The sequence below is a fragment of the Streptomyces sp. NPDC096205 genome (assembly GCF_044763135.1).
GTDB lineage: Bacteria > Actinomycetota > Actinomycetes > Streptomycetales > Streptomycetaceae > Streptomyces.
Map to the genome: position 1 here is coordinate 70340 of NZ_JBIWFS010000002.1, position 25575 is coordinate 95914.

Annotated in this window: 25 protein-coding genes and 1 pseudogene; 14 read left to right on the forward strand and 12 right to left on the reverse strand. The window is 72.5% G+C overall.

What is annotated here, in order from left to right:
- The first annotated feature begins 1 nt into the window (after position 1).
- Both ACIQ6Y_RS06735 and cobI read left to right on the forward strand, forming a co-directional pair.
- Positions 2-1456: a cobyrinate a,c-diamide synthase gene (locus ACIQ6Y_RS06735; protein WP_404033866.1), complete on the forward strand. Its 1455-nt coding sequence runs from the start codon at positions 2-4 to the stop codon at positions 1454-1456.
- Positions 1453-2184, forward strand: a complete 732-nt coding sequence (gene cobI, locus ACIQ6Y_RS06740) for a precorrin-2 C(20)-methyltransferase (RefSeq protein WP_404033868.1) — start codon at positions 1453-1455, stop codon at positions 2182-2184. The genes ACIQ6Y_RS06735 and cobI overlap by 4 nt, the downstream gene beginning before the upstream one ends.
- Before the next feature lie 11 nt (positions 2185-2195).
- Here the strand turns inward: cobI and ACIQ6Y_RS06745 are convergent, their stop codons facing one another.
- Entirely contained in the window at positions 2196-2927 is a 732-nt protein-coding gene (locus ACIQ6Y_RS06745) for a ZIP family metal transporter (protein WP_404033870.1), read from the reverse strand.
- Positions 2928-3010: 83 nt separating this feature from the next.
- Here ACIQ6Y_RS06745 and cobM point away from each other — a divergent pair, with 83 nt between their 5' ends.
- The 6 genes from cobM to cobC are packed head-to-tail and all read left to right on the forward strand — an operon-like array spanning position 3011 to position 9283.
- Positions 3011-3829, forward strand: a complete 819-nt coding sequence (gene cobM / locus ACIQ6Y_RS06750; RefSeq protein ID WP_404033872.1) for a precorrin-4 C(11)-methyltransferase — start codon at positions 3011-3013, stop codon at positions 3827-3829.
- A complete protein-coding gene (gene cbiE / locus ACIQ6Y_RS06755) occupies positions 3826-5046 on the forward strand; it encodes a precorrin-6y C5,15-methyltransferase (decarboxylating) subunit CbiE (protein ID WP_404033874.1) in 1221 nt (406 codons plus the stop codon). Before cobM ends, cbiE begins: the two co-directional genes overlap by 4 nt.
- Positions 5043-6734 (forward strand): precorrin-3B C(17)-methyltransferase, encoded by a 1692-nt coding sequence (gene cobJ, locus ACIQ6Y_RS06760; protein WP_404033876.1) that lies wholly within the window; start codon positions 5043-5045, stop codon positions 6732-6734. Before cbiE ends, cobJ begins: the two co-directional genes overlap by 4 nt.
- Positions 6731-7321, forward strand: coding sequence for a precorrin-8X methylmutase (locus ACIQ6Y_RS06765; RefSeq protein ID WP_404033878.1), 591 nt, complete (start codon positions 6731-6733; stop codon positions 7319-7321). Before cobJ ends, ACIQ6Y_RS06765 begins: the two co-directional genes overlap by 4 nt.
- Positions 7318-8235: a sirohydrochlorin chelatase gene (locus ACIQ6Y_RS06770; protein WP_404033880.1), complete on the forward strand. Its 918-nt coding sequence runs from the start codon at positions 7318-7320 to the stop codon at positions 8233-8235. The genes ACIQ6Y_RS06765 and ACIQ6Y_RS06770 overlap by 4 nt, the downstream gene beginning before the upstream one ends.
- On the forward strand, positions 8195-9283 hold the full coding sequence (gene cobC / locus ACIQ6Y_RS06775) for an Rv2231c family pyridoxal phosphate-dependent protein CobC (protein ID WP_404033882.1): 1089 nt from the start codon (positions 8195-8197) through the stop codon (positions 9281-9283). The genes ACIQ6Y_RS06770 and cobC overlap by 41 nt, the downstream gene beginning before the upstream one ends.
- A 276-nt stretch (positions 9284-9559) precedes the next feature.
- Here cobC and ACIQ6Y_RS06780 read toward each other — a convergent pair whose 3' ends face one another.
- From ACIQ6Y_RS06780 to ACIQ6Y_RS06800, 5 genes are all read right to left on the reverse strand, one after another.
- Positions 9560-10429 (reverse strand): SCO1860 family LAETG-anchored protein, encoded by an 870-nt coding sequence (locus ACIQ6Y_RS06780; RefSeq protein WP_404033884.1) that lies wholly within the window; start codon positions 10427-10429, stop codon positions 9560-9562.
- Positions 10430-10670: 241 nt separating this feature from the next.
- On the reverse strand, positions 10671-11762 hold the full coding sequence (locus ACIQ6Y_RS06785; protein ID WP_404033886.1) for an amidohydrolase family protein: 1092 nt from the start codon (positions 11760-11762) through the stop codon (positions 10671-10673).
- An 86-nt stretch (positions 11763-11848) separates the two neighbouring features.
- Positions 11849-12640, reverse strand: coding sequence for an amino acid ABC transporter ATP-binding protein (locus tag ACIQ6Y_RS06790; RefSeq protein WP_404033888.1), 792 nt, complete (start codon positions 12638-12640; stop codon positions 11849-11851).
- Complete coding sequence (locus ACIQ6Y_RS06795) at positions 12637-13470, reverse strand: amino acid ABC transporter permease (protein ID WP_404033890.1); 834 nt, start codon at positions 13468-13470, stop codon at positions 12637-12639. Before ACIQ6Y_RS06795 ends, ACIQ6Y_RS06790 begins: the two co-directional genes overlap by 4 nt.
- The gene (locus ACIQ6Y_RS06800; protein ID WP_404033892.1) at positions 13470-14315 is read right to left on the reverse strand and encodes a transporter substrate-binding domain-containing protein; all 846 of its coding nucleotides are present in this window, start codon (positions 14313-14315) and stop codon (positions 13470-13472) included. Before ACIQ6Y_RS06800 ends, ACIQ6Y_RS06795 begins: the two co-directional genes overlap by 1 nt.
- 196 nt (positions 14316-14511) lie before the next feature.
- On the opposite strand from ACIQ6Y_RS06800, the gene ACIQ6Y_RS06805 reads away from it, so the two are divergent.
- The 5 genes from ACIQ6Y_RS06805 (at position 14512) to thpD (ending at position 19004) form a co-directional block, all read left to right on the forward strand.
- Entirely contained in the window at positions 14512-15546 is a 1035-nt protein-coding gene (locus tag ACIQ6Y_RS06805; protein WP_404033894.1) for a pyridoxal-phosphate-dependent aminotransferase family protein, read from the forward strand.
- 274 nt (positions 15547-15820) lie between these two features.
- Complete coding sequence (ectA, locus tag ACIQ6Y_RS06810; RefSeq protein WP_404033896.1) at positions 15821-16336, forward strand: diaminobutyrate acetyltransferase; 516 nt, start codon at positions 15821-15823, stop codon at positions 16334-16336.
- Positions 16337-16397: 61 nt separating this feature from the next.
- Positions 16398-17684 carry a diaminobutyrate--2-oxoglutarate transaminase gene (gene ectB / locus ACIQ6Y_RS06815; RefSeq protein ID WP_404033898.1) on the forward strand — a complete coding sequence of 429 codons (1287 nt, stop codon included), beginning with the start codon at positions 16398-16400 and terminating at the stop codon, positions 17682-17684.
- Between the two features lie 20 nt (positions 17685-17704).
- On the forward strand, positions 17705-18109 hold the full coding sequence (locus ACIQ6Y_RS06820) for an ectoine synthase (protein ID WP_404033900.1): 405 nt from the start codon (positions 17705-17707) through the stop codon (positions 18107-18109).
- A 4-nt stretch (positions 18110-18113) separates the two neighbouring features.
- Positions 18114-19004, forward strand: a complete 891-nt coding sequence (gene thpD / locus ACIQ6Y_RS06825) for an ectoine hydroxylase (RefSeq protein ID WP_404033902.1) — start codon at positions 18114-18116, stop codon at positions 19002-19004.
- 49 nt (positions 19005-19053) lie between these two features.
- Here the strand turns inward: thpD and ACIQ6Y_RS06830 are convergent.
- Positions 19054-20089, reverse strand: a pseudogene (locus ACIQ6Y_RS06830) (alkene reductase).
- A 233-nt stretch (positions 20090-20322) separates the two neighbouring features.
- Between ACIQ6Y_RS06830 and ACIQ6Y_RS06835 the strand changes: the two are divergent.
- A complete protein-coding gene (locus tag ACIQ6Y_RS06835; RefSeq protein WP_404033904.1) occupies positions 20323-20787 on the forward strand; it encodes a MarR family winged helix-turn-helix transcriptional regulator in 465 nt (154 codons plus the stop codon).
- Positions 20788-20803: 16 nt separating this feature from the next.
- Here ACIQ6Y_RS06835 and ACIQ6Y_RS06840 read toward each other — a convergent pair whose 3' ends face one another.
- From ACIQ6Y_RS06840 to ACIQ6Y_RS06860, 5 genes are all read right to left on the reverse strand, one after another.
- Entirely contained in the window at positions 20804-21856 is a 1053-nt protein-coding gene (locus ACIQ6Y_RS06840) for an aminotransferase class V-fold PLP-dependent enzyme (RefSeq protein WP_404033906.1), read from the reverse strand.
- 95 nt (positions 21857-21951) lie between these two features.
- Positions 21952-22671, reverse strand: a complete 720-nt coding sequence (locus ACIQ6Y_RS06845; protein WP_404033908.1) for a DsbA family oxidoreductase — start codon at positions 22669-22671, stop codon at positions 21952-21954.
- Between the two features lie 79 nt (positions 22672-22750).
- A complete protein-coding gene (locus ACIQ6Y_RS06850; RefSeq protein WP_404033910.1) occupies positions 22751-23254 on the reverse strand; it encodes a GNAT family N-acetyltransferase in 504 nt (167 codons plus the stop codon).
- 39 nt (positions 23255-23293) lie between these two features.
- Positions 23294-23902: a DUF1349 domain-containing protein gene (locus ACIQ6Y_RS06855; protein WP_404033912.1), complete on the reverse strand. Its 609-nt coding sequence runs from the start codon at positions 23900-23902 to the stop codon at positions 23294-23296.
- 124 nt (positions 23903-24026) lie between these two features.
- The gene (locus ACIQ6Y_RS06860; RefSeq protein ID WP_404033914.1) at positions 24027-25556 is read right to left on the reverse strand and encodes an aldehyde dehydrogenase (NADP(+)); all 1530 of its coding nucleotides are present in this window, start codon (positions 25554-25556) and stop codon (positions 24027-24029) included.
- Positions 25557-25575: the final 19 nt, after the last annotated feature.

A 25575-nucleotide genomic window follows, 5' to 3' on the forward strand; every position in this document is an offset into this window, starting at 1 on the left:
TGTGATGTCCTCCTCCTCGTCCGTGTCCGTTCCCCGGCTGGTCGTCGCCGCGCCGTCGTCCGGCAGCGGCAAGACCACCGTCGCCACGGGGCTGATGGCCGCGCTCGCCGCGCGGGGGCTCGCCGTGTCCCCGCACAAGGTCGGGCCGGACTACATCGACCCCGGCTATCACGCGCTCGCCACCGGGCGCGTGGGGCGCAACCTCGACGCTTACCTGTGCGGGGCCGAGCTGGTCGCTCCGCTGTTCCTGCACGGGGCGCGCGGGTGCGACATCGCGGTCGTCGAGGGTGTGATGGGGCTGTACGACGGGGCGGCCGGGGAAGGGGAACTGGCCTCGACCGCTCATGTCGCCAAGCTGCTGCGGGCGCCGGTGGTGCTCGTCGTGGACGCGTCCTCGCAGTCGCGGTCCGTGGCGGCGCTGGTGCACGGTTTCGCGTCCTGGGACCCCGAGGTGCGGGTCGCGGGCGTGATCCTGAACAAGGTCGCCTCCGACCGGCACGAGCAGTTGCTGCGGGACGCCCTGGACTCCTCCGGGGTGCCGGTGCTGGGCGTTCTGCGGCGGGCTCCTCAGGTGGACACGCCGTCCAGGCATCTGGGGCTGGTGCCGGCAGCCGAGCGGCGGGCTGCCGCCGTGGAGGCCGTCGCCGCGATGGCCGCGCAGGTGTCGGCGGGGTGTGATCTGGAGGCGCTGGTGGCGCTGGCGCGGGGTGCCGGGGCGTTGTCGTGTGCGGCTTGGGACGCGGCTGAGGCTGTGGCTTCTTCGCCCCCGCCGCCCCTTCCCGTCCCGACCCCGGGGGCTGCCGCCCCCGGACCCCCGCTTCGGCCTGAACGGCCTCGTCCTCAATCGCCGGACAGGCTGAGAATTGCCGTTGCCGGTGGGCAGGCTTTCACCTTCTCCTACGCCGAGCACACCGAACTCCTCACCGCCGCCGGAGCCGAGGTCGTCACCTTCGACCCGCTCCGCGACGAGCAACTCCCCGAGGGCACAAGGGGGTTGGTGATCGGCGGCGGGTTCCCGGAGGTGTACGCCGCCGAGCTGTCGGCCAACGAGGCGCTGCGGAAGGCCGTCGCGGCCCTCGCGCAGTCCGGTGCCCCGGTGGCCGCCGAGTGCGCCGGGCTGCTGTATCTGTGCCGGGAGCTGGACGGGCAGCCGATGTGCGGGGTGCTGGACGCCGGGGCGCGGATGTCGGAGCGGCTCACGCTCGGGTATCGGGACGCGGTGGCTGTGTCGGACAGTGTGCTGGCCGCCGCCGGGACCCGGATGCGGGGCCACGAGTTCCATCGCACGGTCGTCGAGCCGGGCGCCGGGGCGGCTCCGGCGTGGGGGGTGCGCGCCCCTCGGAAGCGCGTCGAAGGTTTCGTACAACAAGGTGTGCACGCGAGTTATCTGCACACGCACTGGGCGGCCGAGCCCGGTGTGGCCCGTCGGTTCGTGGAGAGGTGCCGGACGTCATGAGCAGCAGGCTGATCGGAGTCGGGGTGGGCCCGGGCGACCCGGAGCTGGTGACCGTCAAGGGGGTCAACGCGCTGCGGGCCGCCGATGTCGTGGTCGTGCCCGTGATGGACACCGGTGAGCGGGGGCGGGCCGAGGCGACGGTGCTGCACTACGTCTCCGAGGAGAAGGTCGTCCGGGTCGTGTTCGCGCTGAACGAGCGGACCGACCGGGGGCGCCGGGAGGCCGCCTGGGACGCGGCGGGCGACAAGGTCGCAGAACTGCTGCGCGCGCACGGCACCGTCGCCTTCGCCACCATCGGCGACCCCAATGTGTACTCGACGTTCACCTATCTCGCGCAGACCATCGGCGACCTCGTGCCCGGCGTCGCAGTGGAGACCGTGCCCGGCATCACCGCCATGCAGGACCTCGCCTCGCGTTCCGGCGCCGTACTGACGGAGGGCACCGAGCCGTTGACGCTGGTGCCGGTCACCGCGGGGGCGGCCGTGCTGAAGGAGGCGCTGGCCGGGCCGGGCACGGTGGTGGCGTACAAGTTCGGGCGGCTGGCCGCGGAGGTCGCCGAGGCGCTGCGGGAGAGCGGGCGGATCGAGGACGCCGTGTGGGGTGCCTCGCTCGGGCTGCCCGAGGAGACGATCCGCCCGGCCGCGGGTCTTGGTGAGGAGCCTCTGCCCTATCTGTCGACGCTGATCGCGCCCGCGCGGCGGGACGGCGGACGGGGCGGCAAGCTGTGACGTCGCCCGTGTCACTCGGCCAGGCCCACCACCAGCCAGATGAACCCCGCGCCCGCGACCGTGCACAGCAGCGTCGAGCGGGCCGGGTGCGTGTGGTGGGCCTCGGGCAGAATCTCGGCGGCGGCGAGGTAGAGCAGGGCGCCGCCGAAGAAGCCGAGATAGCCGCCCAGCAGGGGCTCCGGGATGCTGACGAACGCGGCGGCGGCCGCGCCCACGACCGGTGCCGTCGCGTCGGCGACCAGCATGGCGATCGCCCGGCGGCGGGCGTTGCCGTACAGGGTCGTCAGGGTGAAGGTGTTGAAGCCGTCCGCGAAGTCGTGCGCGATCACGGCGACCGCGACGGCCGTTCCCATGCCGCCGCCCACCTGGAAGGCCGCGCCGATCGCGACGCCGTCCATCGCGCTGTGCAGCACCATCGCGGCGGCGGCCGTGAGGCCCACCTCGGGCGCGCGGTGCCCGTGCTCCTGCGCGGCCCCGTGAGCCGCGCGGCGCGTCGCCAGCAGACGTTCCACCGTATGGGCGAACAGGAAGCCGGCCACGAACAGCAGCAGGGCCGCCGGTACGGCGAACACCTCGTCGCCCGCGGCCTGAAGCGCCTCGGGCAGCAGGTCGAGGCCGACGACGCCCAGCATCAGGCCCCCGGCCAGGCCCAGCACCAGGTGACGGCGGTCGGTGACACGGCCCGCCGTCCAGCCGCCGGCCAGCGTCATCAGGAACGCGCCGAGCGCGACAAGGACCGCCATGGCCCCTTGGTAGCGGATCGACCGGCGTCCGCGCACATCCAGCAGCAGCAACCGCAGTAACACGTAGGAGAGGACCGATTCCCATGGCCGATGCCCCCACCGGCAAGGTGACCTTCGTCGGTGCCGGCCCCGGCGCCGCCGATCTGCTGACGTTCCGGGCCGCGCGCGCGATCGCCGAGGCCGACGTCGTGATCTGGGCGGCGAGCCTGGTCCAGGCGGAGGTCCTCGAGCACGCGCGCGAGGGCGCGGAGATCCTGGACTCCGCCCAGATGTCCCTGGAGGACGTGGTCGCCGTGTACCGGCGCGCCCGTACGGAGGGCCTGCGCGTCGCCCGTATCCACTCCGGCGACCCGGCCCTGTGGGGCGGCACGCAGGAGCAGGTGGACCGGTGCGCCGAGATCGGCATCGAGACCGAGATCGTGCCGGGCGTGTCGTCCTTCTCGGCGGTGGCCGCGCTGGCGCAGCGCGAGCTGACCATCCCCGAGGTGGCGCAGTCGGTGGTGCTGACCCGGCTGGGCGGCGGTAAGACGCCGATGCCGCCCGGCGAGGAGGTGCGCGAGTTCGCCAAGCACGGCACCACCATGGCGATCTTCCTGTCGGCGGCCCGCAGCGGCCAGCTCGTGCGGGAGCTGCTGGAGGGCGGCTATCCGACGGCCACGCCGGTCGTCATCGCCTACCAGGCGACCTGGCCGGAGGAGCTGGTCGTGAAGTGCACGATCGGCACGCTGGAGGAGACGGTCAAGGAGCACAAGCTCTGGAAGCACACGCTGTTCCTGGTGGGCCCGGCGCTCGACGCGCACGGCACGCGCTCGCACCTGTACCACCCGGGCCACTTCCACGGCTACCGCAAGGCCGACCCCGAGGCCCGCAGGGCCCTGCGCGAGCGGGGTGCCTCCACGTGATCACGGTCGTCGGGCAGCCCGTCCCCGCGGGCGTCCTGGCCGGTGCGGAACTCGTCGTGGGCGGCCGGCGGCATCTGGAGGCGGTCACGCTGCCGGAGACGGCCGAGCGGCTCGTGCTGGGCCCGCTGGCGCCGGCCCTCGACACCGTCGCGGCGTACGTCGAGAAGGAACGGTCCGTCGTCGTGCTGGCCTCGGGCGACCCGGGGTTCTTCGGGATCGTGCGGGCGCTGGCCGAGCGGTTCGGCCCCGAGCTGCTGGACGTACACCCCGGCGTGTCCTCGGTGGCGACCGCGTTCGCGCGGGCCGGCCTGCCGTGGGAGGACGCCGTGGTGGTCAGCGCGCACGGGCGTGATCCGCGTACGGCGGTCAACATGTGCCGGGCGTACCCGAAGGTCGCCGTGCTCACCGGGCCAGGTGCCGGACCGGCCGAACTCGGGGCCGCGCTGCGGGCGTACGACCGTGTCCTGGTCGTCGCCACCGCGCTGGGCTCCGCCGAGGAGCGGCTGGAGCGGGTCACGCCCGCCGAGGCCGCCGCCCGCGACTGGGGCACGGCGGTCAGTGTCGTGCTGTGCCTGGACGAGCGGCGCGCGCTGGGTCCCGTACGCGCGCATGCGGGGCTGCCGTTGCCGGCCGCCGGGTGGGCGCTGGCGGAGGACGCGTTCGCACACCGCGACTCGATGATCACCAAGTTCGAGGTGCGGGCACTGGCGCTGGCCCGGCTCGGGCCGCGGCCCGGTGACCTGGTCTGGGATGTCGGCGCGGGCTCCGGTTCGGTGGCCGTGGAGTGCGCGCGGCTGGGCGCGGCGGTGACGGCCGTGGAGAAGACCGCGGACGGTGTGGAGCGGGTGCGCGCCAACGCGGCCGCGCACGGCGTGGACGTGCACGTGGTGCACGGGGCGGCGCCGACCGTACTGGATCGTCTCGACGATCCCGACGCCGTGTTCGTGGGCGGCGGCGGGCGTGAGCTGCCCGCCGTGGTCACCGCGTGCGCGCGGCGGGCGCGGCGGACCGTGGTGGTCGCCATGGCCGCGATCGACCGGGTGCCGGCGGCCCGTGCGGCGCTCGTCGGCGCCGGATTCACCTGCGACGGCGTGCTGCTGCAGTCGTCGCGGCTGGCCCCCCTGCCGGGTGAGGTGACCCGGCTGGCGGCGGCCAATCCCGTTTTCCTGCTGTGGGGCGTGCGGCCCCCGGCCCTCAGTGAAGGAGTACGTCAGTGATCGGCCTCATTTCCGCCACCGCGGCGGGGGCGGCGGCGCGCGACCGGCTGGCCGCGGCGTGGCCGGAGCGGACGCGGGTGTACGACGGTCCCGTCGCCGACGCCGTACGGCAGGCGTTCGCCGAGTGCGAGCAGTTGGTGTGCTTCCTGGCCACGGGCGCGGTCGTCCGGCTCGTGGCGCCCCTGCTGGGCGACAAGGCGAGCGACCCGGGTGTGGTGTGCGTCGACGAGGGCGGGCGGTACGCCGTGGCCCTGCTCGGCGGGCACGGCGGCGGCGCCAACGAACTGGCCCGCGAGGTCGGCGAGTCGCTGGCGGCCGAGCCGGTGGTGACGACCGCGACGGACGCGGTCGGCATCCCCGGCCTGGACACCCTCGGCCTGCCCTACGAGGGCGATGTCGCCGCGGTGACCCGGGCGCTGCTGGACGGTGAGCCGGTCGCCCTGGAGACGGAGGTGGCGTGGCCGCTGCCCCCGCTGCCGCTGGGGGCCGAGGGCGCCCACCGGGTGCGGGTGACCGACCGTGCGGGCGAACCGGCCGCCGGGGAGGTGTGGCTGCGTCCGCCGACGCTGGTCGTCGGGGTCGGCGCCTCCAAGGGGGCGCCGGTCGAGGAGGTCCTCGGGCTGATCTCGCGCACGCTTCAGGACGCGGGCCTGTCCCCTCGTAGCATCGCCGAACTCGCCACCGTGGACGCCAAGTCGGAGGAGCCCGGCATCGTCGGGGCCGCCGCGCGGCTCGGGGTGCCGGTGGTGACGTACCCGGCCGAGAAGCTGGCGGACGTGACGGTGCCGAACCCGTCCGACGCGCCGCTCGCGGCCGTGGGCACGCCGTCGGTGGCCGAGGCGGCGGCGCTCGTCGGCGGAGGCGAACTCCTCGTGCCGAAGCGGAAGTCGGAGCGCGCTGACGGCCTGCCCGCGATGGCGACCTGTGCCGTCGTACGACGTCCGGGGCGCGGGCGGCTCGCGGTGGTCGGGCTGGGCCCCGGCGCGCGGGACCTGCTCACCCCGAGGGCGAAGGCGGAGCTGCGCCGGGCGTCGGTGCTGGTCGGCCTCGACCAGTACGTCGACCAGATCCGCGATCTGCTGCGGCCGGGTACCCGGATCCTGGAGTCCGGCCTCGGTGCCGAGGAGGAGCGGGCGCGCACGGCGGTCGCCGAGGCCCGCAAGGGGCAGGCGGTCGCGCTGATCGGCAGCGGTGACGCGGGCGTGTACGCCATGGCGTCCCCGGCGCTCGCGGAAGCGTCCGACGACATCGACGTGCTCGGGGTGCCGGGGGTGACGGCCGCGCTGGCGGCCGGGGCGATCCTGGGCGCGCCGCTGGGCCACGACCATGTGTCCATCAGCCTGTCCGACCTGCACACGCCGTGGGAGGTCATCGAGCGGCGGGTGCGGGCGGCGGCCGAGGCGGACATCGTCGTCACCTTCTACAACCCGCGTTCGCGGGGCCGTGACTGGCAGCTGCCGAAGGCGCTCGGCATCCTCGCCGAGCACCGTGCTCCCGAGACGCCGGTCGGTGTCGTGCGCCAGGCCTCGCGACCGGACGAGTCGAGCCGCGTGACCTCGCTCGGCGAACTCGACCCGGCGTGGGTGGACATGATGACCGTCGTGACGGTCGGCAACACCGCGACCCGGAACATCGCGGGGCGCATGGTGACGCCGCGCGGCTACCGCTGGCAGGAGGCCGCCCGGTGAACCGTGTCGTCCACCCCATCGAGGAGGAGTCCTACCGCCGGCTGCGCGCCCGGCTGGACACCTCGCACTTCCCGCCGCTGACCCGGGCGGTGGTGGAGCGGGTCATCCACTCCGCCGCCGACCTGGAGTACGCGGACGACCTCGTCATGGACGAGGGCGAGCTGGAGAAGGCGCATGCCGCGCTGCACGCGGGCGCGCCCGTCGTCGTGGACGTGGAGATGGTCGGCGCGGGCATCACCCGCCGGGAGACCGTCTGCCGGCTCAAGGACGGCGTGGCCGGGCCGGGGCTGACCCGCTCGGCGCACGGCATCCGGCTCGCCTTCGAGCAGGTCGGCCCCGGCGCCCTCTGGGTGATCGGCAACGCGCCGACCGCGCTGGAGGAGCTGCTGACCCTGGACGCCGCCCCGGCGCTCGTCATCGGCCTGCCCGTCGGTTTCGTCGGCGCGGTCGAGTCCAAGGCCGCGTTGCGCGAGAGCGGCCTGCCCGCCGTGAGCAACGTGTCCGAGAAGGGCGGGTCGGCGGTCGCCTCCGCCGCCCTCAACGCCCTGCTGTACCACCCCGTTTCGCAGTCGAAGGAGACCCTGTGACCACCCCGCCGCCCGCCCTGCTCATCGCCGGACACGGCACCCGGGACGACGCCGGAGCGGAGGCCTTCCGCGACTTCGTACGGGAGCTCGGCCGCCGCCACCCCGAACTGCCCGTCGCGGGCGGCTTCATCGAGCTGTCGCCGCCGCCGCTGGGCGAGGCGGTGACCGAGCTGGTCGAGCAGGGCGTCCGGCGGTTCGCGGCCGTACCGCTGATGCTGGTGTCCGCCGGGCACGCCAAGGGCGACATCCCGGCGGCGCTGGCCCGCGAGAAGGAGCGGCACCCCGGGATCTCGTACACCTACGGCCGTCCGCTCGGACCGCACCCGGCGCTGCTGAGCGTGCTGGAGCGGCGGCTGGACGAGGTGCTCGGCGACTGGGACCGGGGCGAGGTGACCGTGCTGCTGGTGGGGCGCGGCTCCACAGACCCGGACGCCAACGCCGAGGTACACAAGGCGGCGCGGCTGCTGTGGGAGGGGCGCGGGTACGCGGGCGTGGAGACGGCGTTCGTGTCGCTCGCGGCGCCGGACGTGCCCGGCGGCCTCGACCGGTGCGCGAAGCTCGGGGCGCGGCGCGTCGTCGTGCTGCCCTACTTCCTGTTCACCGGCATCCTGCCGGACCGGGTGCGGGAGCAGACGCAGGCCTGGGCCGCTGAGCACCCGGAGCTTGAGGTGCGGTCGGCGGACGTCATCGGTCCCGAGCCGGAGCTGCTGGACCTGGTGATGGAGCGGTACCGGGAGGCGGTCAAGGGCGATCTGCGGATGAACTGCGACTCGTGCGTGTACCGGATCGCACTGCCGGGCTTCGAGGACAAGGTGGGGCTGCCGCAGCAGCCGCACTTCCACCCGGACGACGACGGTCACCACCACCACGGCCATGGGCATCACCACCACGGTGGGCACGCGCATGCGCACTGAGGAGGGTGCCGGGCACGATCTGCGGCACCACGGGGACGCGGAGGTCCGGGACGACGGCTCGGGTCTGGTGGACCTGGCCGTGAACGTCCGCGCGGACACGCCGCCCGCCTGGCTGCGGGAGGTGATCGCCGGGTCGCTGGCCGGTCTGGCGGCGTACCCGGACGGGCGGGCGGCCCGGGCGGCGGTCGCGGCGCGGCACGGGGTCGGGCCCGAGCGGGTGCTGCTGACGGCCGGGGCGGCGGAGGCGTTCGTGCTGCTGGCGCGGGCGCTGAAGGTGCGGCGACCGGTGGTGGTGCACCCGCAGTTCACCGAGCCGGAGGCCGCGCTGCGGGACGCCGGGCACAGTGTGGACCGGGTGCTGCTGCGGGAGGCCGACGGGTTCCGGCTGGATCCCGGGCTGGTGCCGGAGAGCGCGGACCTGGTGGTGGTCGGCAACCCGACGAACCCGACCTCGGTGCTGCACCCCGCCGAGACCCTGGTACGGCTGGCCCGGCCGGGGCGGACGCTGGTGGTCGACGAGGCGTTCATGGACGCCGTGCCGGGTGAGCGGGAGGCGCTGGCCGGGCGGACCGACGTGCCGGGGCTGGTGGTGCTGCGCAGCCTGACCAAGACCTGGGGTCTGGCCGGGCTGCGCATCGGGTACGTGCTGGCCGCGCCGGAGGTGATCGCCGAGCTGGAGCGGGCGCAGCCCTTGTGGCCGGTGTCCTCCCCCGCGCTCGCCGCCGCCGAGGCGTGTGTCGGCCCGCAGGCCCTCGCGGAGGCGGCCCATGCGGCGCATCGCGTCGCGGCGGACCGGGCCCATCTGCTGGCGGGGCTGGAGTCCTTCGCCGCGGCGGGGGTGCGCGTGGCCGGGCCGCCGGAGGGTCCCTTCGTGCTCGTCCGGGTCCCTGGCGCGACGCGTGTGCGTGCCCGTCTGCGCGAGCTGGGCTACGCGGTCCGGCGCGGGGACACGTTCCCCGGCCTCGACCCGGACTGGCTGCGGGTCGCTGTGCGGGACCGGGCGACGGTGTCCGACTTCCTGGACGCGCTCCGGGTCGCTCTGAGCTGAGCCCCAGGGGGCTCCGCCCCCTGGACCCCCGACCTATGCCCACGGCCAAGAAGGCCGAGCCCGGGGGGCATGTCGCCCGGGCAGGCACCAGCAGTGACCACGACGGCGGGGCAGCCGCCGACGGCGCGCAACCGAAGGGGGAGAGCCAAGCCTCTCGGCGGAGTTCTACGGGCGGTGCGCGGGTGGGAGAACGGCCGCGAAGCGGCGAGACGGCGGGAAGGCCGCCAACGGCGAGCAACCACAGCGGCGAGACGGCGGGAAGCCGAAGGACGCGCCTCAGCCCCTTCTGCGCCGCGTCACCGTCACCACTCCCCCGCCCACCACGCAGAGCGCCACCGCACCGGCCGCCACGTACGGCGTCACCGCACTGCCCCCCGTCTCCGCGAGCCCCGGCTCCTCGTGCCCGCCCTGGGGCTCGACCGGCGGCGCGGAAGCAGGGCTCGGCGGCGTCTCGCAAGTGGACTTGGCGAGGGTCAGGGTGCCCTCGACCTCGGCCACGTTCAGCTTCAACGGGTTCACCGACACGGTCAGTTCGAGGGCGGTCGCGGCGGCCGTGCGGGACGTCGTCCGCCGCTGGGAGAGGTCCAGGCGAACGTCTCCCACCCCCGGCACGTTCACCTCCGTCGGCCCGCCCGCCGTCAGCGTGACGCGCTTGCCGAGGACGGTCACCGTGCCGAGCACGTTCGCCTCGGCGACGGGCGCTTTCCCGGTCTCGCAGACCGCGCTGGAGGTGACCTCCTCGACCTCGATCAGGGACAGCAGGGGCAGACCGGGGACATGCAGCCGGGCGTGGGCGAGGCGGGTACGGCCCTCGGCCTTCCCGGCGTCGACGGTGGCCTTGGCCTCGGCCACCTCCGCGCTCAGGACGCTGACGGGCTGTCCGCCGTCGACGCCGTCCAGCTCGACGGTCAGGGTGGACTTCTCGGCGCTCCGCGGTGCCTGGACCTCGTTCAGCGAGACCGCGAGCGGGACGTTCACGGTCTTGTCGAGCAGGGCCACGTCGAGCCCGGTGCGCAGGACGACGGCGCTCGCGCGACCCTGGTCGGGGGTCGCGTGGGCCAGGGCCGCGGGACCTGCGGCCAGGGCCGTGGCGACCGCGGCGGCGGCGCATCTGCGTGCGGGCATACGGACGTTCGTGCCGTTCACTGTGGGACCCCCAGAGGAGACGTGCTGTGGGACCCCGCAAGAATTACGCACGGAGAGTGAACGGGCAGCGATCCAGCGTCACTTCACCCCATCGTGGGGTTTCCGGCCATGCATTCGATTCGTCCGGTACGGGTGTTCCCGGCCGTCACCCTCAGGCGCCCGAGGAGTGAACTCGCAGGTCGATCGGTCAGCACACGCGCGGGAGTGCACAACGACGTCCCTGCCCGCCGGTAACGTCGCGTCAGCTCACCACACGCCCGTTCAGCACCACCCGCCGCGGCGCCGCCAGCACCCGGACGTCCGCGCGCGGGTCCGTCTCGTAGACGACGAGGTCGGCCGGGGCGCCCTCGTCCAGGCCGGGCCGGCCCAGCCAGCTCCGGGCCGACCAGGTCGTCGCCGCGAGGGCGTCGAGCGCGGGGATGCCGGCCGTGACCAGCTCGGCGACCTCCTCGGCGACCAGCCCGTGCGGGAGGGAGCCGCCGGCGTCGGTGCCGACGTAGACCGGGATGCCGGCGTCGTAGGCGGCGCGGACGGTGTCGTAGCGGCGTTCATGGAGCCGGCGCATATGGGCGGACCAGCGGGGGAACTTGCTCTCGCCGCCGGCGGCGAGCCGCGGGAAGGTCGCGATGTTGACGAGGGTCGGCACGATCGCGACACCGCGCTCGGCGAACAGCGGGATCAGGTCCTCGGTGAGGCCGGTGGCGTGCTCGACGCAGTCGATGCCCGCCTCGACCAGGTCGGGCAGGGAGTCGGTGGCGAAGCAGTGGGCCGTGACGCGGGCGCCGAGGCGGTGGGCCTCCGCGATGGCCGCCTCGACCGCCTCGCGCGGCCAGCAGGCGGTCAGGTCGCCCACCTCGCGGTCGATCCAGTCGCCGACCAGCTTGACCCAGCCGTCGCCGCGCCGGGCCTCCTGGGCGACGTACGCGACGAGGTCGGCGGGCTCGATCTCATGGGCGTACCCGCGCAGGTAGCGACGGGTGCGGGCGATGTGCCGGCCCGCGCGGATGATCTTCGGGAGGTCCTCGCGGGCGTCGGTCCAGCGCGTGTCGGAGGGCGAGCCCGCGTCGCGGATCAGCAGTGTGCCCGCCTCGCGGTCGGTGAGGGCCTGCTTCTCGGCCTCCTCCTCGGGGACCACGCCGTGCGCGCCCAGGCCCACATGGCAGTGCGCGTCGACCAGGCCGGGCAGCGCCCACCCCTCGACCTCGCGCACCTCACGGGCGCCGGCGGGACGGTCGTAGGAGATCCGTCCGTCGACGACCCACAGCTCGTCCCGGACGTCCTCCGGGCCGACCAGGATCCGGCCCTTCACGTGCAGCACCGCGCGTTCGCTCATGAACGGCACCTTAGTCAGGCACTCCCGCACGACGGGAGCCGCCCACCTCGCTGAGAGGGGCGGCTCCTGTCAGGCGGCCGGACGGTTCAGTCGGTCTTGCCCACCTGGTCGCTGGTCTCCTCCTCCACCTGGGCCATCGCGGGGTCCAGCAGGCGGGAGAGGAAGTGGCGGGTGCGCTCGTGCCGGGGACGGGTGATGACCTGCTCGGGGGCGCCGTCCTCGACGATCACGCCGCCGTCCATGAAGACGACCCGGTCGGCGACCTCGCGGGCGAAGGTCATCTCGTGGGTGACGACCATCATGGTCATGCCCTCCTGGGCCAGCATGCGCATGACCGCGAGGACGTCCCCGACCAGCTCGGGGTCGAGCGCCGAGGTCGGCTCGTCGAAGAGCATCACCTCGGGGCCCATGGCCAGCGCGCGGGCGATGGCGACGCGCTGCTGCTGGCCGCCGGAGAGGGAGGACGGGTAGGCGTCGGCCTTCTCGGCGAGGCCGACCCGCTCCAGGTTCTCCGCGGCAACCTTGGCCGCCTCCGCCTTGCCCCGCCGCAGCACCCGGCGCTGGGGCAGCGTGAGGTTCTCGGTCACCGTCAGGTGGGGGAAGAGGTTGAACTGCTGGAAGACCATGCCGATCCGGCGACGCACGGCGTCGATGTCGACGTCCGGGTCGGTGACCTCGGTGCCGCCGACGAAGACCTGGCCCTTGGTGGGCTCCTCCAGCAGGTTCACGCACCTGAGCAGCGTGGACTTGCCGGAGCCGGAGGGGCCGATGACGCAGACGACCTCGCCCTGGCCGATCTCCAGGTCGATGCCGCGCAGCACCTGGTTGTCCCCGAAGGACTTGTGCAGATCCTTGACCTGGATCTCCGGTCGGCTCATTTCACGGCCTCCTGGGCCTTGGCCTCCATACGGCGGACGACGAAGCCGAGCGGGATCGTCACCAGCAGGTAGCACAGGCCGGCGACGAGGATCGGCGTGGAGTTGGCGGTGGTGCTGGCCAGGTCCCGGCCGAACTTGGACAGTTCGCGCTCCTCCAGCGTGACACCGAGGAGCAGCACGAGGGAGGAGTCCTTGAAGAGGATGACGAACTCGTTGGTCATCGGCGGCAGGATGATCCGGAAGGCCTGCGGGATGATGATCGAGACCATCGCCCGCGCGGGCGAGAACCCAAGCGAACGGGCCGCCTCCAGCTGCCCCTTGGGCACCGCCTGGATACCGGCCCGGAAGGTCTCCGCGAGGTAGGCGGCGCCGACCAGGCCGAGCGCGAGGGCGGCCTTGCCGTACGTCCCGCCGACGATCTCCGTGCCCGGGAAGGCCAGCGGGACCGCCACACCGATGAAGATGAAGATCAGCAGCGCGGGCAGGCCGCGGAAGATCTCGATGTAGACACCGGCCGCCCAGCGGTACGGCCCGACGGACGACAGGCGCATCAGCGCGAGCACCAGTCCGAGCACCAGGGCCAGGACGAACCCGGACACGGTGTACAGCACGGTGTTCTTGAGCGCCAGCGTGATGACGTCCGGGAACATCTGCCGCGCGACGTCCTTCTGCGCGAACTGGTTCTGCAGCCGGTCCCAGTCCGCCCCGACCGCGAGGGCGATCAGGGCCGCGACGAAGACGACGTACTGCGCAGCCCGCGACAGGCGCCGCTTCTGGCGCCTGGTCAGGCCCTTCTTCTTCGGCTGGAGTTCGGTGTCCGCAGCGGTCATCAGGAGGCGGCCGGGGACGCGGCGGACTCGTCGTACGGACCGATCCACTGCTCGTACAGCTTCTTGTACGTGCCGTCGGACTTCGCCTCGGCGAGCGCCTTGTTGATCGCGGCGAGCAGCTTGGCGTTGCCCTTCTTCACCGTGAAGCCGTACTGCTCACCGGTGTTGATCTGCTCGGCGACCTGGAAGGCGGCGGCGTTGGCCTTGTCCTTCAGCCAGCCCTGGACGACCGGGTAGTCGATGACGACGGCCTCGACCTGGCCGGTGCGCAGGCCGTTGATGACGGCGTCGGAGGACTCGAAGGAGACGGGGTCGAGGCCCTTGCTCTTGGCGTAGTCCTCACCGGTGGTCTGCGCCTGGGCGCCGACCTTCCTGCCCTTGAGGTCGGCGAAGGACTTGATGCCGCTCTTCTTGTCGACCAGGACGGCCTGGGTGGCGTCGAAGTACGGGTCGGAGAAGTCGACGTTCTTCTTGCGCTCCGCGGTGATGGTCATGCCGGCCGCGGCCAGGTCGCACTCGCCGGAGTTGAGGAAGGCGCCGGTCTTGAAGTTCTCGAACGGCGTGTCGAGGATCTGCTGCTTCACCCCGAGGTCGTCGGCGACGAGGTCGATCAGGGAGACGTCGAAGCCCTGCACCTTGCCGTCGATCTCCGACTGGAAGGGCGGGTAGGGCAGGTGGGTGCAGGTGGTCAGCTGTCCGGCCTTGACCAGCTCGACCCCGCCGGCGGCGGTCTTCTTGCCGCTGCCGCCGTCGTCGGAGGAGGTGCAGCCGGCCACGAGGACCAGCCCGGCCGTCGCGGTGATGGCGGCCAGGGCGCGGGCCCGGCGGCCGAGGACGGTGTTCACGGGTGGACCTCCTGGTAGGGAACTGTGCGTTCCGATTATAAGGAGATGTTTGAGGGTCTCAAATCAATCCCATGGTGCGACGGCTGTCCGGCCTAAGAAAACGGCCGTCCGGCCCACACAGCGGCCGTCCGGCCCGAGGAGTGGGCGGTGACCTAGGCTCGACCGCAGCCGCCCCTTGAGTGAAGAGAGCACTGCTGTGACCCACCCCTTCCTGGACCTCGCTCCGCTGAGCGCCGCCCGGTTCGCCTCGATCGAGGACCGGGTGGCACGCCTCCTCCATACCCGCCAGGACGTGGTGATCATGCAGGGTGAGGCGCTGCTGCCGCTGGAGGGGGCCATCCGGGGGACGGCGGGGCCGGGCACGACCGCGCTGAACGTGATCACGGGCCCCTACGGGCAGACGTTCGGCGACTGGCTGCGCGACTGCGGTGCCACGGTGATCGACCTGGCCGTGCCGTTCCATACGGCGGTGACCGCCGGGCAGATCCGGCAGGCGTTCCGGCGCCACCCGGAGATCGACTTCGTGTCGCTGGTGCACGCGGAGGCGGCGACCGGCAACACCAACCCGGTCGCGGAGATCGGTGAAGTGGTGCGCGAGCAGGGCGCGCTGTTCTACCTGGACGCCGTCGCCTCGGTCGGCGCGGAGCCGGTGCTGCCGGACGCGTGGGGCGTGGACCTGTGTGTGATCGGGGCGCAGAAGGCGATGGGCGGCCCGGCGGGTGTGTCGGCGGTGTCGGTGAGCGAGCGGGCCTGGGCGCGCATGGCGGCGAACCCGAGGGCGCCGCGCCGCTCGTACCTGTCCCTGCTGGACTGGAAGGAGCGCTGGGTCGACGCCGGCCGCAAGGCCCTGCTGCACGCCCCGGCGCAGTTGGAGATGCTGGCACTGGAGGCGTGCCTGGAGCGCATCGAGGCCGAGGGCCTGGACGCGGTGATGGCCCGTCACCGGCAGGCCGCGCTGGCCGTGCGCGAGGGCGTGGCCGGCCTGCCGGGCCTGGAGCCGTACGTGTACGAGGTGCGGGACGCGGCACCCGTGGCGACCACCCTGCGAGTGCGGGACGGGCTGGTCGCCTCGGAGGTCGTCGCCCGGGCGCTGGCGGCCGATCCGTCGGTGCCGCTCGCCGCGGGCGGGGGCGCGCTGGCCGCGGAGATGATCCGGGTCAACCACTACGGGGCCTGTGCGAGCGAAGAGGCCGTCCGGGCGAGTCTCGCCGCGCTGCGTTCCGCCGTCTGAATGCAGATTTCATTTCCCAGGCAATTCACTGAATTCACTCGAACTTAGTCGCCCATATTCTTCTGCCCGGTTTCCCCGGGGGTAAACGCGAAGATTTTGCGAACGCGATTCGCAGTGTGACGCGCTCCACAGGCGGCCCGATATGCCCTTTTCTCCTGGGGCATATCGGGCCAAAGTCATCAGCGCTCGCGCCCGCGTGATAACACGAAAGCGGCCCGGACCCAAGGCCCTGCGGCGATGCAATTTTGAATTTACGTCGCTAAATTCAATCCGCATGACTGCCGCACCAGCAGACCTGCACATAGACCGCCCCACGGTTTCCGACGGAGCCGCGCTCTGGCGGCTCGCGAAGGAATCCGGAAACCTCGATCTGAACTCGTCCTACAGCTATCTGCTGTGGTGCCGTGACTTCGCCGGCACCTCCGCGGTGGTGCGCGGGGACGACGGGGAGCCGGTGGGGTTCGTGACCGGGTATCTGCGGCCGGACCGGCCCGGGACCCTGCTCGTGTGGCAGGTCGCCGTGGACGGCGCCCACCGCGGCCGCGGGCTCGCGGCGCGGCTGCTCGACGGGCTGGTGGCCCGGGTCGCCGGTGAGCAGTCGGTCGTGTACGTCGAGACCACCATCACCCCGGGCAACACCGCCTCCGAGCGGCTGTTCACCTCGTTCGCCGCACGGCACGGCGCCCGTGTCGAGCAGGAGGTGCTGTTCGACCGGGGCCAGTTCCCGGACGGCCCGCACGATCCCGAAGTGCTGTACCGCATCGGCCCGTTGACCCTCCCGACCCGTTGAGCCAGCCGGCTTCCGTCGGACCTTCCGCCGGATCTTCCGTCGCATTGAGGAGCGAATCGTCGTGACCATCACCCAGCCCGACCTCAGCGTCTTCGAGACCCTGGAGTCCGAGGTGCGCAGCTACTGCCGCGGCTGGCCCACCGTCTTCGACCGCGCGCGCGGCAGCCGTATGTACGACGAGGACGGCCATGAGTACCTCGACTTCTTCGCCGGCGCCGGATCGCTGAACTACGGCCACAACAACCCCGTCCTCAAACGGGCGTTGCTCGACTATCTGGAGCGCGACGGCGTCACCCACGGCCTCGACATGTCGACGACGGCCAAGCGCGCCTTCCTGCAGACCTTCCAGGACCTGATCCTGCGGCCGCGGGACCTGCCGTACAAGGTGATGTTCCCGGGCCCGACCGGCACCAACGCGGTCGAGTCGGCGCTGAAGCTGGCCCGGAAGGTGAAGGGGCGCGAGGCGATCGTGTCGTTCACCAACGCCTTCCACGGCATGTCGCTGGGCTCGCTGGCCGTCACCGGCAACGCCTTCAAGCGGGCCGGGGCCGGTATCCCGCTGGTGCACGGCACGCCGATGCCGTTCGACAACTACTTCGACGGCACGGTCCCCGACTTCCTGTGGTTCGAGCGGCTCCTCGAGGACCAGGGCTCCGGGCTCAACAAGCCCGCCGCGGTGATCGTGGAGACCGTGCAGGGCGAGGGCGGCATCAACGTCGCCCGGCCCGAGTGGCTGCGCGCCCTGAAGGAGCTGTGCGAGCGGCAGGACATGCTGCTGATCGTCGACGACATCCAGATGGGCTGCGGTCGTACCGGCGCCTTCTTCTCCTTCGAGGAGGCCGGCATCGTCCCCGACATCGTCACCGTCTCCAAGTCCATCAGCGGCTACGGCCTGCCGATGTCGCTGTGCCTGTTCAAGCCGGAGCTCGACGTGTGGGAGCCGGGCGAGCACAACGGCACCTTCCGAGGCAACAACCCGGCGTTCGTCACCGCCACGGCCGCCCTTGAGAGCTACTGGGCCGACGGCTCCGCCATGGAGAAGCAGACCCGCACGCGTGGCGAGCAGGTCGAGCAGGCGCTGATCGGGATCACCGAGGAGAACCTCGCCGACGTACGCGAGTACCGCGGGCGCGGTCTGGTGTGGGGCCTGGAGTTCCACGACAAGGCGCGCGCCGAGCGGGTCGCCCGCCGCGCCTTCGAACTCGGGCTGCTCATCGAGACGTCCGGCCCCGAGAGCGAGGTCGTCAAGCTGCTGCCCGCTCTGACCATCACCCCGGAGGAGCTGGACGAGGGCCTGAGGATCCTCGCCCGGGCCGTCCGGGAGACCGCCCCCGCCATCACCGTCTGACCAGGAGGGACCGCACCACCGTGATCGTCCGTTCGTTCAAGGACATCGAGGGAACCGACCGCCATGTGAAGGCCGCGTCCGGGACCTGGGAGAGCAAACGCATCGTCCTCGCCAAGGAGCGCGTCGGCTTCTCCCTGCACGAAACGATTCTGTACGCCGGGACGGAGACGTCGATGTGGTACGCCAACCACGTCGAGGCCGTCGTGTGCGTCGAGGGCGAGGCCGAACTCACCGACCACGAGACCGGGACGTCGTACACGATCACTCCCGGCACGATGTACCTCCTGGACGGTCATGAGCGGCACTCGCTGCGCGTCCTGGAGGACTTCCGCTGCATCTGCGTCTTCAATCCGCCCGTCACGGGACGGGAGGACCACGACGAGAACGGCGTCTACCCCCTGCTCACCGAACCCGAGGAGGTGTGATCCAGTGACCGCCACCGTCACCGACCTCTACCCCACCCGCGGCACCGCCGAGGTGCAGGTCCCGCGCCAGGACCCCGTCGTGTGGGGCTCCCCCGACACGCCCGGTCCCATCGCGACCGCCGACCTCCAGGCGTACGAGCGCGACGGCTTCCTCGCCATCGACCAGCTCATCACCGACGACGAGGTCGCCGTCTACAAGCAGGAGCTGGACCGGCTGGTGACCGACCCGGCGATCCGCGCGGACGAGCGCTCGATCGTCGAGTCGAAGTCGAAGGAGATCCGCTCGGTCTTCGAAGTGCACCGGATCAGCGAGGTGTTCGCGTCCCTGGTGCGCGACGAGCGGGTCGTCGGGCGGGCCCGGCAGATCCTCGGCTCGGACGTGTACGTCCACCAGTCGCGGATCAACGTCAAGCCCGGCTTCGGCGCCAGTGGCTTCTACTGGCACTCGGACTTCGAGACCTGGCACGCCGAGGACGGCCTGCCGAACATGCGGACCGTGTCCGTCTCGATCGCGCTGACCGAGAACTACGCCACCAACGGCGGGCTCATGATCATGCCGGGCTCGCACAAGACGTTCCTCGGCTGCGCGGGCGAGACGCCGAAGGACAACTACAAGAAGTCGCTGCAGATGCAGGACGCGGGCACGCCGTCCGACGAGGCCCTGACCTCCATGGCCTCCGAGCACGGCATCCGGCTGTTCACCGGCCGCGCCGGGTCGGCGACCTGGTTCGACTGCAACGCCATGCACGGCTCCGGGGACAACATCACCCCGTTCCCGCGCAGCAACGTCTTCATCGTGTTCAACAGCGTGGAGAACACGGCGGTCGAGCCGTTCGCGGCGCCGGTACGGCGACCCGAGTTCATTGGTGCGCGGGACTTCACGCCCGTCCGGTGAACCACCGCGCGAAGGGGGCCTGCCGATCTTGGCGGGCCCCCTCGCCGTGTCACAGCGCCGGGTAGTCCGTGTAGCCCTTGGCGTCGCCGCCGTGGAACGTGGCCGGGTCGGCCTCGTTGAAGGGGCCGCCGGCCCGGAGGCGGGCAGGCAGGTCGGGGTTGGCGAGGAAGAGCCGGCCGAAGGCGAGGAGGTCGGCGGTGCCGTCCTCGATCAGGGTCAGGGCGTCCGGGCCGGTCGGCCCCTCGGTGGCCGGGTTGAGGACGACCGTGCCGCTGAACCGCTTGCGCAGGGCGAGGGTGAGGTCGCGCAGGCCGGGGCTCTCCAGGATGTGGAGGTAGGCCAGGCCGAGCGGCTCCAGTTCGGCGACCAGCGCGGGGTAGGTGGTCTCGGCGTCGGGCTCGCTGATGCTGTCGTACGGGTTTCCGGGTGAGATGCGCGGGGCGGTGCGCTCGGCGCCGATCGCGGCGGCGACGGCACGCACGGTCTCGACGGCGAAGCGGATGCGGTGCTCCGCCGGGCCGCCCCACTCGTCGGTGCGCCGGTTGCTGTCGGGCGAGAGGAACTGGTGGATGAGGTAGCCGTTGGCGCCGTGCAGTTCGACGCCGTCGAAGCCGGCCTCGATCGCGTTGCGGGCGGCGGCGGTGAAGTCCTCGACGGTCTTGCGGACCTCGTCGGCGGTCAGTTCGCGCGGGGTGACGTAGTCCTTGGGTCCCTCGTGCGTGTACACCTGGCCGTCGGCCGCCACCGCGGAGGGGGCGACGTTGTGCAGTCCGTCGGGCAGCAGCGCGGGGTGCCCGATGCGGCCGACGTGCATGAGCTGGGCGAAGATCCGGCCGCCCGCCGCATGCACGCGTCTGTGAACTCCCGCCAGGCGGCGGTCTGCTCGGCCGAGTGCAGGCCGGGGGTGTCGGGGTAGCCCTGTCCGACGGCGGAGGGCTGCACGCCCTCGGTGACGAGGAGACCGGCGGAGGCCCGCTGGACGTAGTACTCGGCGGTGAGCGCGGTCGGGGCACCGCCGGCTCCGGCGCGATGGGGGTCCCCCCGCGCGAGCGGATTCGAGCGTGCGGGAGGGTCATCGGTGCCATGACGATGCGGTTGGCCAAGCGGATGCCGGACAGGTCGATCGGGTCGAACGCGGTGGTCGTCGAACGCGGTGGTCATGGTGGCTACCGAGAAGACATAGGGGGACCGGGCCACGGAATTATGTGGCGGCCAAGTAATTGAACCGAGAGTCACTGCAGCCCATTGCTTGGTCGGCCAAGCTAATCTCGGGGGAAGTAGGGTCACGAGTCCTACGACGATCAGGGAGGAACGCCCCATGGAGGAGGCCGCCTGTACCCGGCTGCCCGCCGCCGCGCACTGTGGGCCGGTCAGCCACGCCATCAGCCGCGCCGCACGGCTGCACCGCACGACCGCGGCCGGGCTGTTGCGCCGCCTCGGGCTCTATCCGGGCCAGGAACTGGTGATGATGCACCTGTGGGAGCAGGGGCCGAGCCGCCAGTCGGACCTGATCAGGATGCTGGACCTCGACCCGTCCACGATCACCAAGATGCTCCAGCGTCTGGAGCAGGCGGGGCATGTCCGCCGGCTGCCCGACCCGGCGGACCGGCGCGCGGTCCTGGTGGAGGCGACCGAGGGCAGCACCGAGCTGCTGACGGAGGTCGAGCGGGCCTGGGGCACCCTGGAGGAACGCACCCTGGCCGGTCTGTCCGCGACCGAGCGGGAGCAGTTCCTCGCACTGCTCCTCAAGGTCGAGGGCAACCTCTGCGCCGAGGCCCGCTGACCGCCGCGTCGGCCCGTCAGCCGGACAGCGCCTCCAGCAGCCGGTCCACGTCGGCCTCGGTGTTGTACAGATGGAAGGACGCCCTCAGGTTGCCGGCCCGGTCGGAGACCTGGATGCCCGCCTCCGCCAGCCGGGGCTGGAGGTGGTCGAGGCCGGGCACGGAGACGATGGCCGACCCGGGCGAGGGCAGCGGCTCGTGGCCGAGGGCGGCGACGCCCGCGCGGAAGCGGTCGGCCAGGGCGAGGTCGTGGGCGTGGATCGTGTCCACGCCGATCTGCTCGACGAGTTCGAGGGACGCGCGCAGCCCGGCGTAGCCGAACAGGCTGGGGGCGATGTCGAAGCGCCGTGCGGAGTGGGCGAGTTCGGCGACGGGCCCGTAGCAGCTGTCGAAGGGCACCTCGCCCGCGACCCATCCGGCGAGCAGCGGGGTCAGCCCGCCGAGGTCCTCGGGCACGGTGAAGAACACGGCGCCGTGCGGGCCGAGCAGCCACTTGTAGCCGACGACGGCGACGTAGTCGTACGCCCCCGCGTCCAGCGGCAGCCAGCCGACCGCCTGGGAGGCGTCGACATAGGTGCGCGCGCCGTGCGCCCGGGCCGCCTCGCGGATCCCGGCCAGATCGGCGACCCGGCCGTCGGCGGACTGGGCGGCGCTGAAGGCGACGAGCGCGGTCTCCGGGCGGACCGACTCGGCGAGCCGCTCCAGCGGGACGGCCCGCACCTTGAGGTCGCCGCGCATGTGGAAGGGGTTGACCAGGGAGGCGAAGTCGGCCTCGGCGGTGAGGACTTCGGCTCCGGCGGGCAGCGAAGCGGCGATCAGGCCGCCGTACTCGGCGACCGAGCCACCGGTCGCGACGCGCTCGACCGGGACTCCGGTCAGCCGGGCGAAGGAGGCGCGGACGGCCTCCACGTCCTCGTACAGCGGGCCCAGCGGCAGGCCCTTGGCCCGCATCCGCGCCGCCCCGTCCAGGGCGGTCACGGTGCGGGCCGGCAGCAGGCTGTTGCTCGCGGTGTTGAGAAAGGTGTTCTCCGGGGAGAACTCGGCACGGACGAGGCTCTCGAAGGTCTCCATGGGACCACTGTGATCCCCTCATGACCTATCAGTCCATTGCGAATTTTTCCGTACGCGCACCAAGGACTGCTTATAGATCGGCTCTGACCTGCGGTTCAGCTCTGCTGGGGCACCGCGCAGCCGTCGGGGCCGCATGCGTCCGCGCCGGCCTGGTCGATCAGGGTCAGCGGGGAACGCTCGCCCCAGGCCTGCGCGAGGGCCTGCGTGAACACCTCGGCGGGCTGGGCGCCGGAGACGCCGTACGTGCGGTCGAGGACGAAGAACGGCACGCCGTTCGCGCCGAGCTGGGCGGCCTCGCGCTCGTCGGCTCGGACCTCGTCGGCATAGGCGTCCTCGTCGGCCAGCACCTCGCGGGCGGCGCCCGCGTCCAGGCCCGCCTCGACGGCCAGCTCGACCAGCCGCTCGTCGCCCTCGGTGAACACGGACCGCTCCTCGGCGAAGTTGGCCCGGTACAGCAGCTGGAGCAGCTCGTCCTGGCGGCCCTGCTCCTTGGCGAAGTGCAGCAGGCGGTGCATGTCGAAGGTGTTGCCGTGGTCGCGGCCGCGGGTGCGGTACTCCAGGCCCTCGGCGTGGGCCTGCGCGCCGACGTTGTCCTCGGCGGCCTCGGCCTGCGCCTCGCTCATGCCGTACTTCTGCGCGAGCATCGGGATGACGGGGCCGGCGTCGCTCTTGGCGCGGCCGGGGTCGAGCTCGAAGGAGCGGTGCACGACCTCGACCTGGTCACGGTGCGGGAAGGCCGCCAGCGCCTTCTCGAAGCGGGCCTTGCCCACGTAGCACCAGGGGCAGGCGATGTCGCTCCAGATCTCGACGCGCATGTTCTTCGGCTTCCTTCGGTCGTACGGCACGTATACGGAGACCTCCTCCGCTATTACGTGAACCTTCAACCGTCGGGGTTCATTCCCCGCGGACGTCCAGCCGCAGGGTGAGGTGATGGTCACCTTCGGCCGGGGGCCGCTCCGGGTCGGGCCGCCAGCCCTGGCGGGCGTAGAAGGCCTGGGCCCGGCGGTTGTCGACATGCACGCTCAGTACGGCGGTGCGCCGGCCGTCGGCCCGCCACTGCTCCAGGCAGGCCGCGTGCAGGGCGGTGCCGATGCCGGAGCGCCAGTGGTCGGGGTCGACATGGAACTGACGCAGGTCGACGGTGTCGGCGGGCACCGCCTCGACGGTGCGGAACGAGGCGAGGCCCACGATCCGGCCGCCCTCGACGACACACAGCACCTGCCCGTTCGGCCGCTCGATGGCACCGAGCCAGGCGGCCCGCCAGTCGGTGCCGTCGTCCGGGACGCCGTCCGGGTAGTACGTCGCTCTGGCCCGGGCGTGCAGCGCGGCGACCGCCTCCGCCTCGGCCCGCACGACGGTCCGGATCACCCGGCTTCCGGTCACTCGCTCAACGATCACGCCGGCTAGGACGCATTTCCGGCCACCCGGGTTCCGGATTCAGCTGCCGTCCCGCAGGTCGGCCGGCCAGCTCGGCCGGAACTCGATGTGGTCGTAGGTCACCACACAGCCCTCGCCGAGCGGCGCCTGCGCCATGAACCCGACCAGCGCCGCGCCCGTCTCCTCCTCGCCGCCCAGCGTGAACAGCCGCACGAACGTCCACCGCTCCCCGTCCCGCGAGGCATGGAACGCGAACGCCCGCCCGGTCCTGCTCACCCTGAGCCACACCGAACTCCCCGCCACCGTGAAGGAGTTGGCGTCGTCGGAGTGCCCCCGGGTGACCACCGTGCACACCGTCGGCACATCCGGGGAGTACTCCAGGCACAGCTTCGCCCAGGCCCGCTCCCCCACATGCACGTACAGCACCCCGGCATCGAAGGCCGCGTTGAACCCCACGGTGACCCGGGCGATCAGCTGAAAGTCCCCCTCGGGCGCCCCGAGCAACCGCGGCGCATCCGAAGCGGAGTCCAACGCCTCCCCGGTGGGCGGCACGAACCGATCCTGCCGCGCACCGGCCCACCCACTGAGCACACCATCGTCGTACGACCAGTGCCCGTCGGGCCCGTAAGTGCGCAGGGGGAAGGGCAGTTGGGGAAGCGATACGTCCATTGCCTGATTCTCTCAGTTGGCCTTTTGAGGGGCGCGGGGCTGTTTCGATGTGCGGCTCCGCCGCGTGGGCGCGAGCAACCACAACGCACGGAATGCCCGCGAAACACCCGCGCCCCTACGGCGCTCAGCGCTCCAAACGCCCGTTGAACCTGCGAGGCAGCCCCAGCGGGTTGTCGTCCTTCAGCTCAGCCGGCAGCAACGCCTCCGGCGCCCCCTGATACACCACCGGCCGCAGCCACCGCTCGATCGCGGTACCACCCACGGACGTGGACGTGGACGTAGTCGCCGGGTAGGGACCGCCATGGTGCTGCGCGGGCGCCACCGCAACCCCGGTCGGCCAGCCATTGACCAGCACACGCCCCGCCAGCGGCGTCAGCTCCGCGAGCAGCTCAGGCCCACGCCCCTCCCCCGCGGCCTCCTCGGCAGAGACATGCACGGTCGCGGTGAGGTTCCCCGGCAGCCGGGACAGCACCTGCCGGGCCTCGCCCTCGTCCTCGTAGCGGGCCACGACGGTGACCGGCCCGAAGCACTCCTCCAGGAGCAGGTCGTAGGAGCCCTCACTGGTGAGCTTCTCGGCCGGGACGGTCAGGAACCCGGCGCTGACGGTGTGCTCGCCGCCCGCCCCGGGGGTGACCGGGGACTCCACCCCGTCCAGCTCTCCCCGCTCGGCGACGCCGGCGACGAAGTTGTCCCGCATACGGTGATCCAGCAGGACACCGGCGTCCGTGTCGCTGACGGCGTCGGTGAGCGACTTGACGAGCCCGTCACCGGCGGAGCCGCTCGGCACGAGCACCAGCCCCGGCTTCACGCAGAACTGCCCGACGCCCAGCGTCATGGAGCCCGCCAGCCCCGTACCGATGGCCTCGCCGCGCTCGGCGGCGGCGGCCTCGGTGATCAGGACCGGGTTCAGCGAGCCCAGCTCGCCGTGGAAGGGGATCGGCACCGGGCGGGCCGCGGCCGCGTCGAAGAGCGCGCGGCCGCCTCGTACGGAACCGGTGAAGCCGGCCGCGGAGACCAGCGGGTGCTTGATCAGCTCGACGCCGGCCTCGAAGCCGTGCACCAGGCCGAGGACGCCCTCGGGGATGTCGTGCCGCGCGGCGGCCCGCCGCAGCACGGCGGCGACCAGCTCGGACAGGCCCGGGTGGTCGGGGTGGGCCTTGACCACGACCGGGCAGCCCGCGGCGAGCGCGCTGGCGGTGTCGCCGCCGGGCACGGAGAAGGCGAAGGGGAAGTTGGAGGCGGAGTAGACGGCGACGACGCCCAGCGGCACCTTGTAGCGGCGCAGGTCCGGGATCGGCGGGGTGGCGGTGTCGTCGGGGTGGTCGATGACGACGTCCAGGAAGGCGCCCTCGTCGACGATGTCCGCGAAGGCGCGCAGCTGGAAGCAGGTGCGGGCGAGCTCACCGGTGAGCCGGACCGGGCCGAGCGCGGTCTCGGCGTCGGCGGCCTCGACCAGCTGGTCCCTGGCCGCCTCCAGCTCGGTGGCGGCCGTGCGCAGGAAGGCGGAGCGGACCGCACGGTCGGCGAGCGCGGCCCGGGCATCGTGCGCGGCACGGACGGCGGCGTCCACCTCCTGGGCCGTGGCCTCCACCGCAACCTGTTCCCGCTGCTTCCCGGTACGGGGGTCGACACTCCAGACTGGTGCTGCTGCCACCGCAGATCCCTCCACGTAT

Excerpts from the sequence above, each read along its gene's own strand:
- ACIQ6Y_RS06785 (WP_404033886.1), bottom strand. The coding sequence starts at position 11,762 with ATGAGCGAACGCGCGGTGCTGCACGTGAAGGGCCGGATCCTGGTCGGC.
- ACIQ6Y_RS06840 (WP_404033906.1), bottom strand. The coding sequence starts at position 21,856 with ATGGAGACCTTCGAGAGCCTCGTCCGTGCCGAGTTCTCCCCGGAGAAC.
- cobM (WP_404033872.1), top strand. The coding sequence starts at position 3,011 with ATGGCCGATGCCCCCACCGGCAAGGTGACCTTCGTCGGTGCCGGCCCC.
- cobI (WP_404033868.1), top strand. The coding sequence starts at position 1,453 with ATGAGCAGCAGGCTGATCGGAGTCGGGGTGGGCCCGGGCGACCCGGAG.
- ACIQ6Y_RS06845 (WP_404033908.1), bottom strand. The coding sequence starts at position 22,671 with ATGCGCGTCGAGATCTGGAGCGACATCGCCTGCCCCTGGTGCTACGTG.
- ectA (WP_404033896.1), top strand. The coding sequence starts at position 15,821 with ATGACTGCCGCACCAGCAGACCTGCACATAGACCGCCCCACGGTTTCC.
- ACIQ6Y_RS06855 (WP_404033912.1), bottom strand. The coding sequence starts at position 23,902 with ATGGACGTATCGCTTCCCCAACTGCCCTTCCCCCTGCGCACTTACGGG.
- ACIQ6Y_RS06745 (WP_404033870.1), bottom strand. The coding sequence starts at position 2,927 with ATGGCGGTCCTTGTCGCGCTCGGCGCGTTCCTGATGACGCTGGCCGGC.
- ACIQ6Y_RS06790 (WP_404033888.1), bottom strand. The coding sequence starts at position 12,640 with ATGAGCCGACCGGAGATCCAGGTCAAGGATCTGCACAAGTCCTTCGGG.
- ACIQ6Y_RS06795 (WP_404033890.1), bottom strand. The coding sequence starts at position 13,470 with ATGACCGCTGCGGACACCGAACTCCAGCCGAAGAAGAAGGGCCTGACC.
- cobC (WP_404033882.1), top strand. The coding sequence starts at position 8,195 with ATGGGCATCACCACCACGGTGGGCACGCGCATGCGCACTGAGGAGGGT.
- ACIQ6Y_RS06835 (WP_404033904.1), top strand. The coding sequence starts at position 20,323 with ATGGAGGAGGCCGCCTGTACCCGGCTGCCCGCCGCCGCGCACTGTGGG.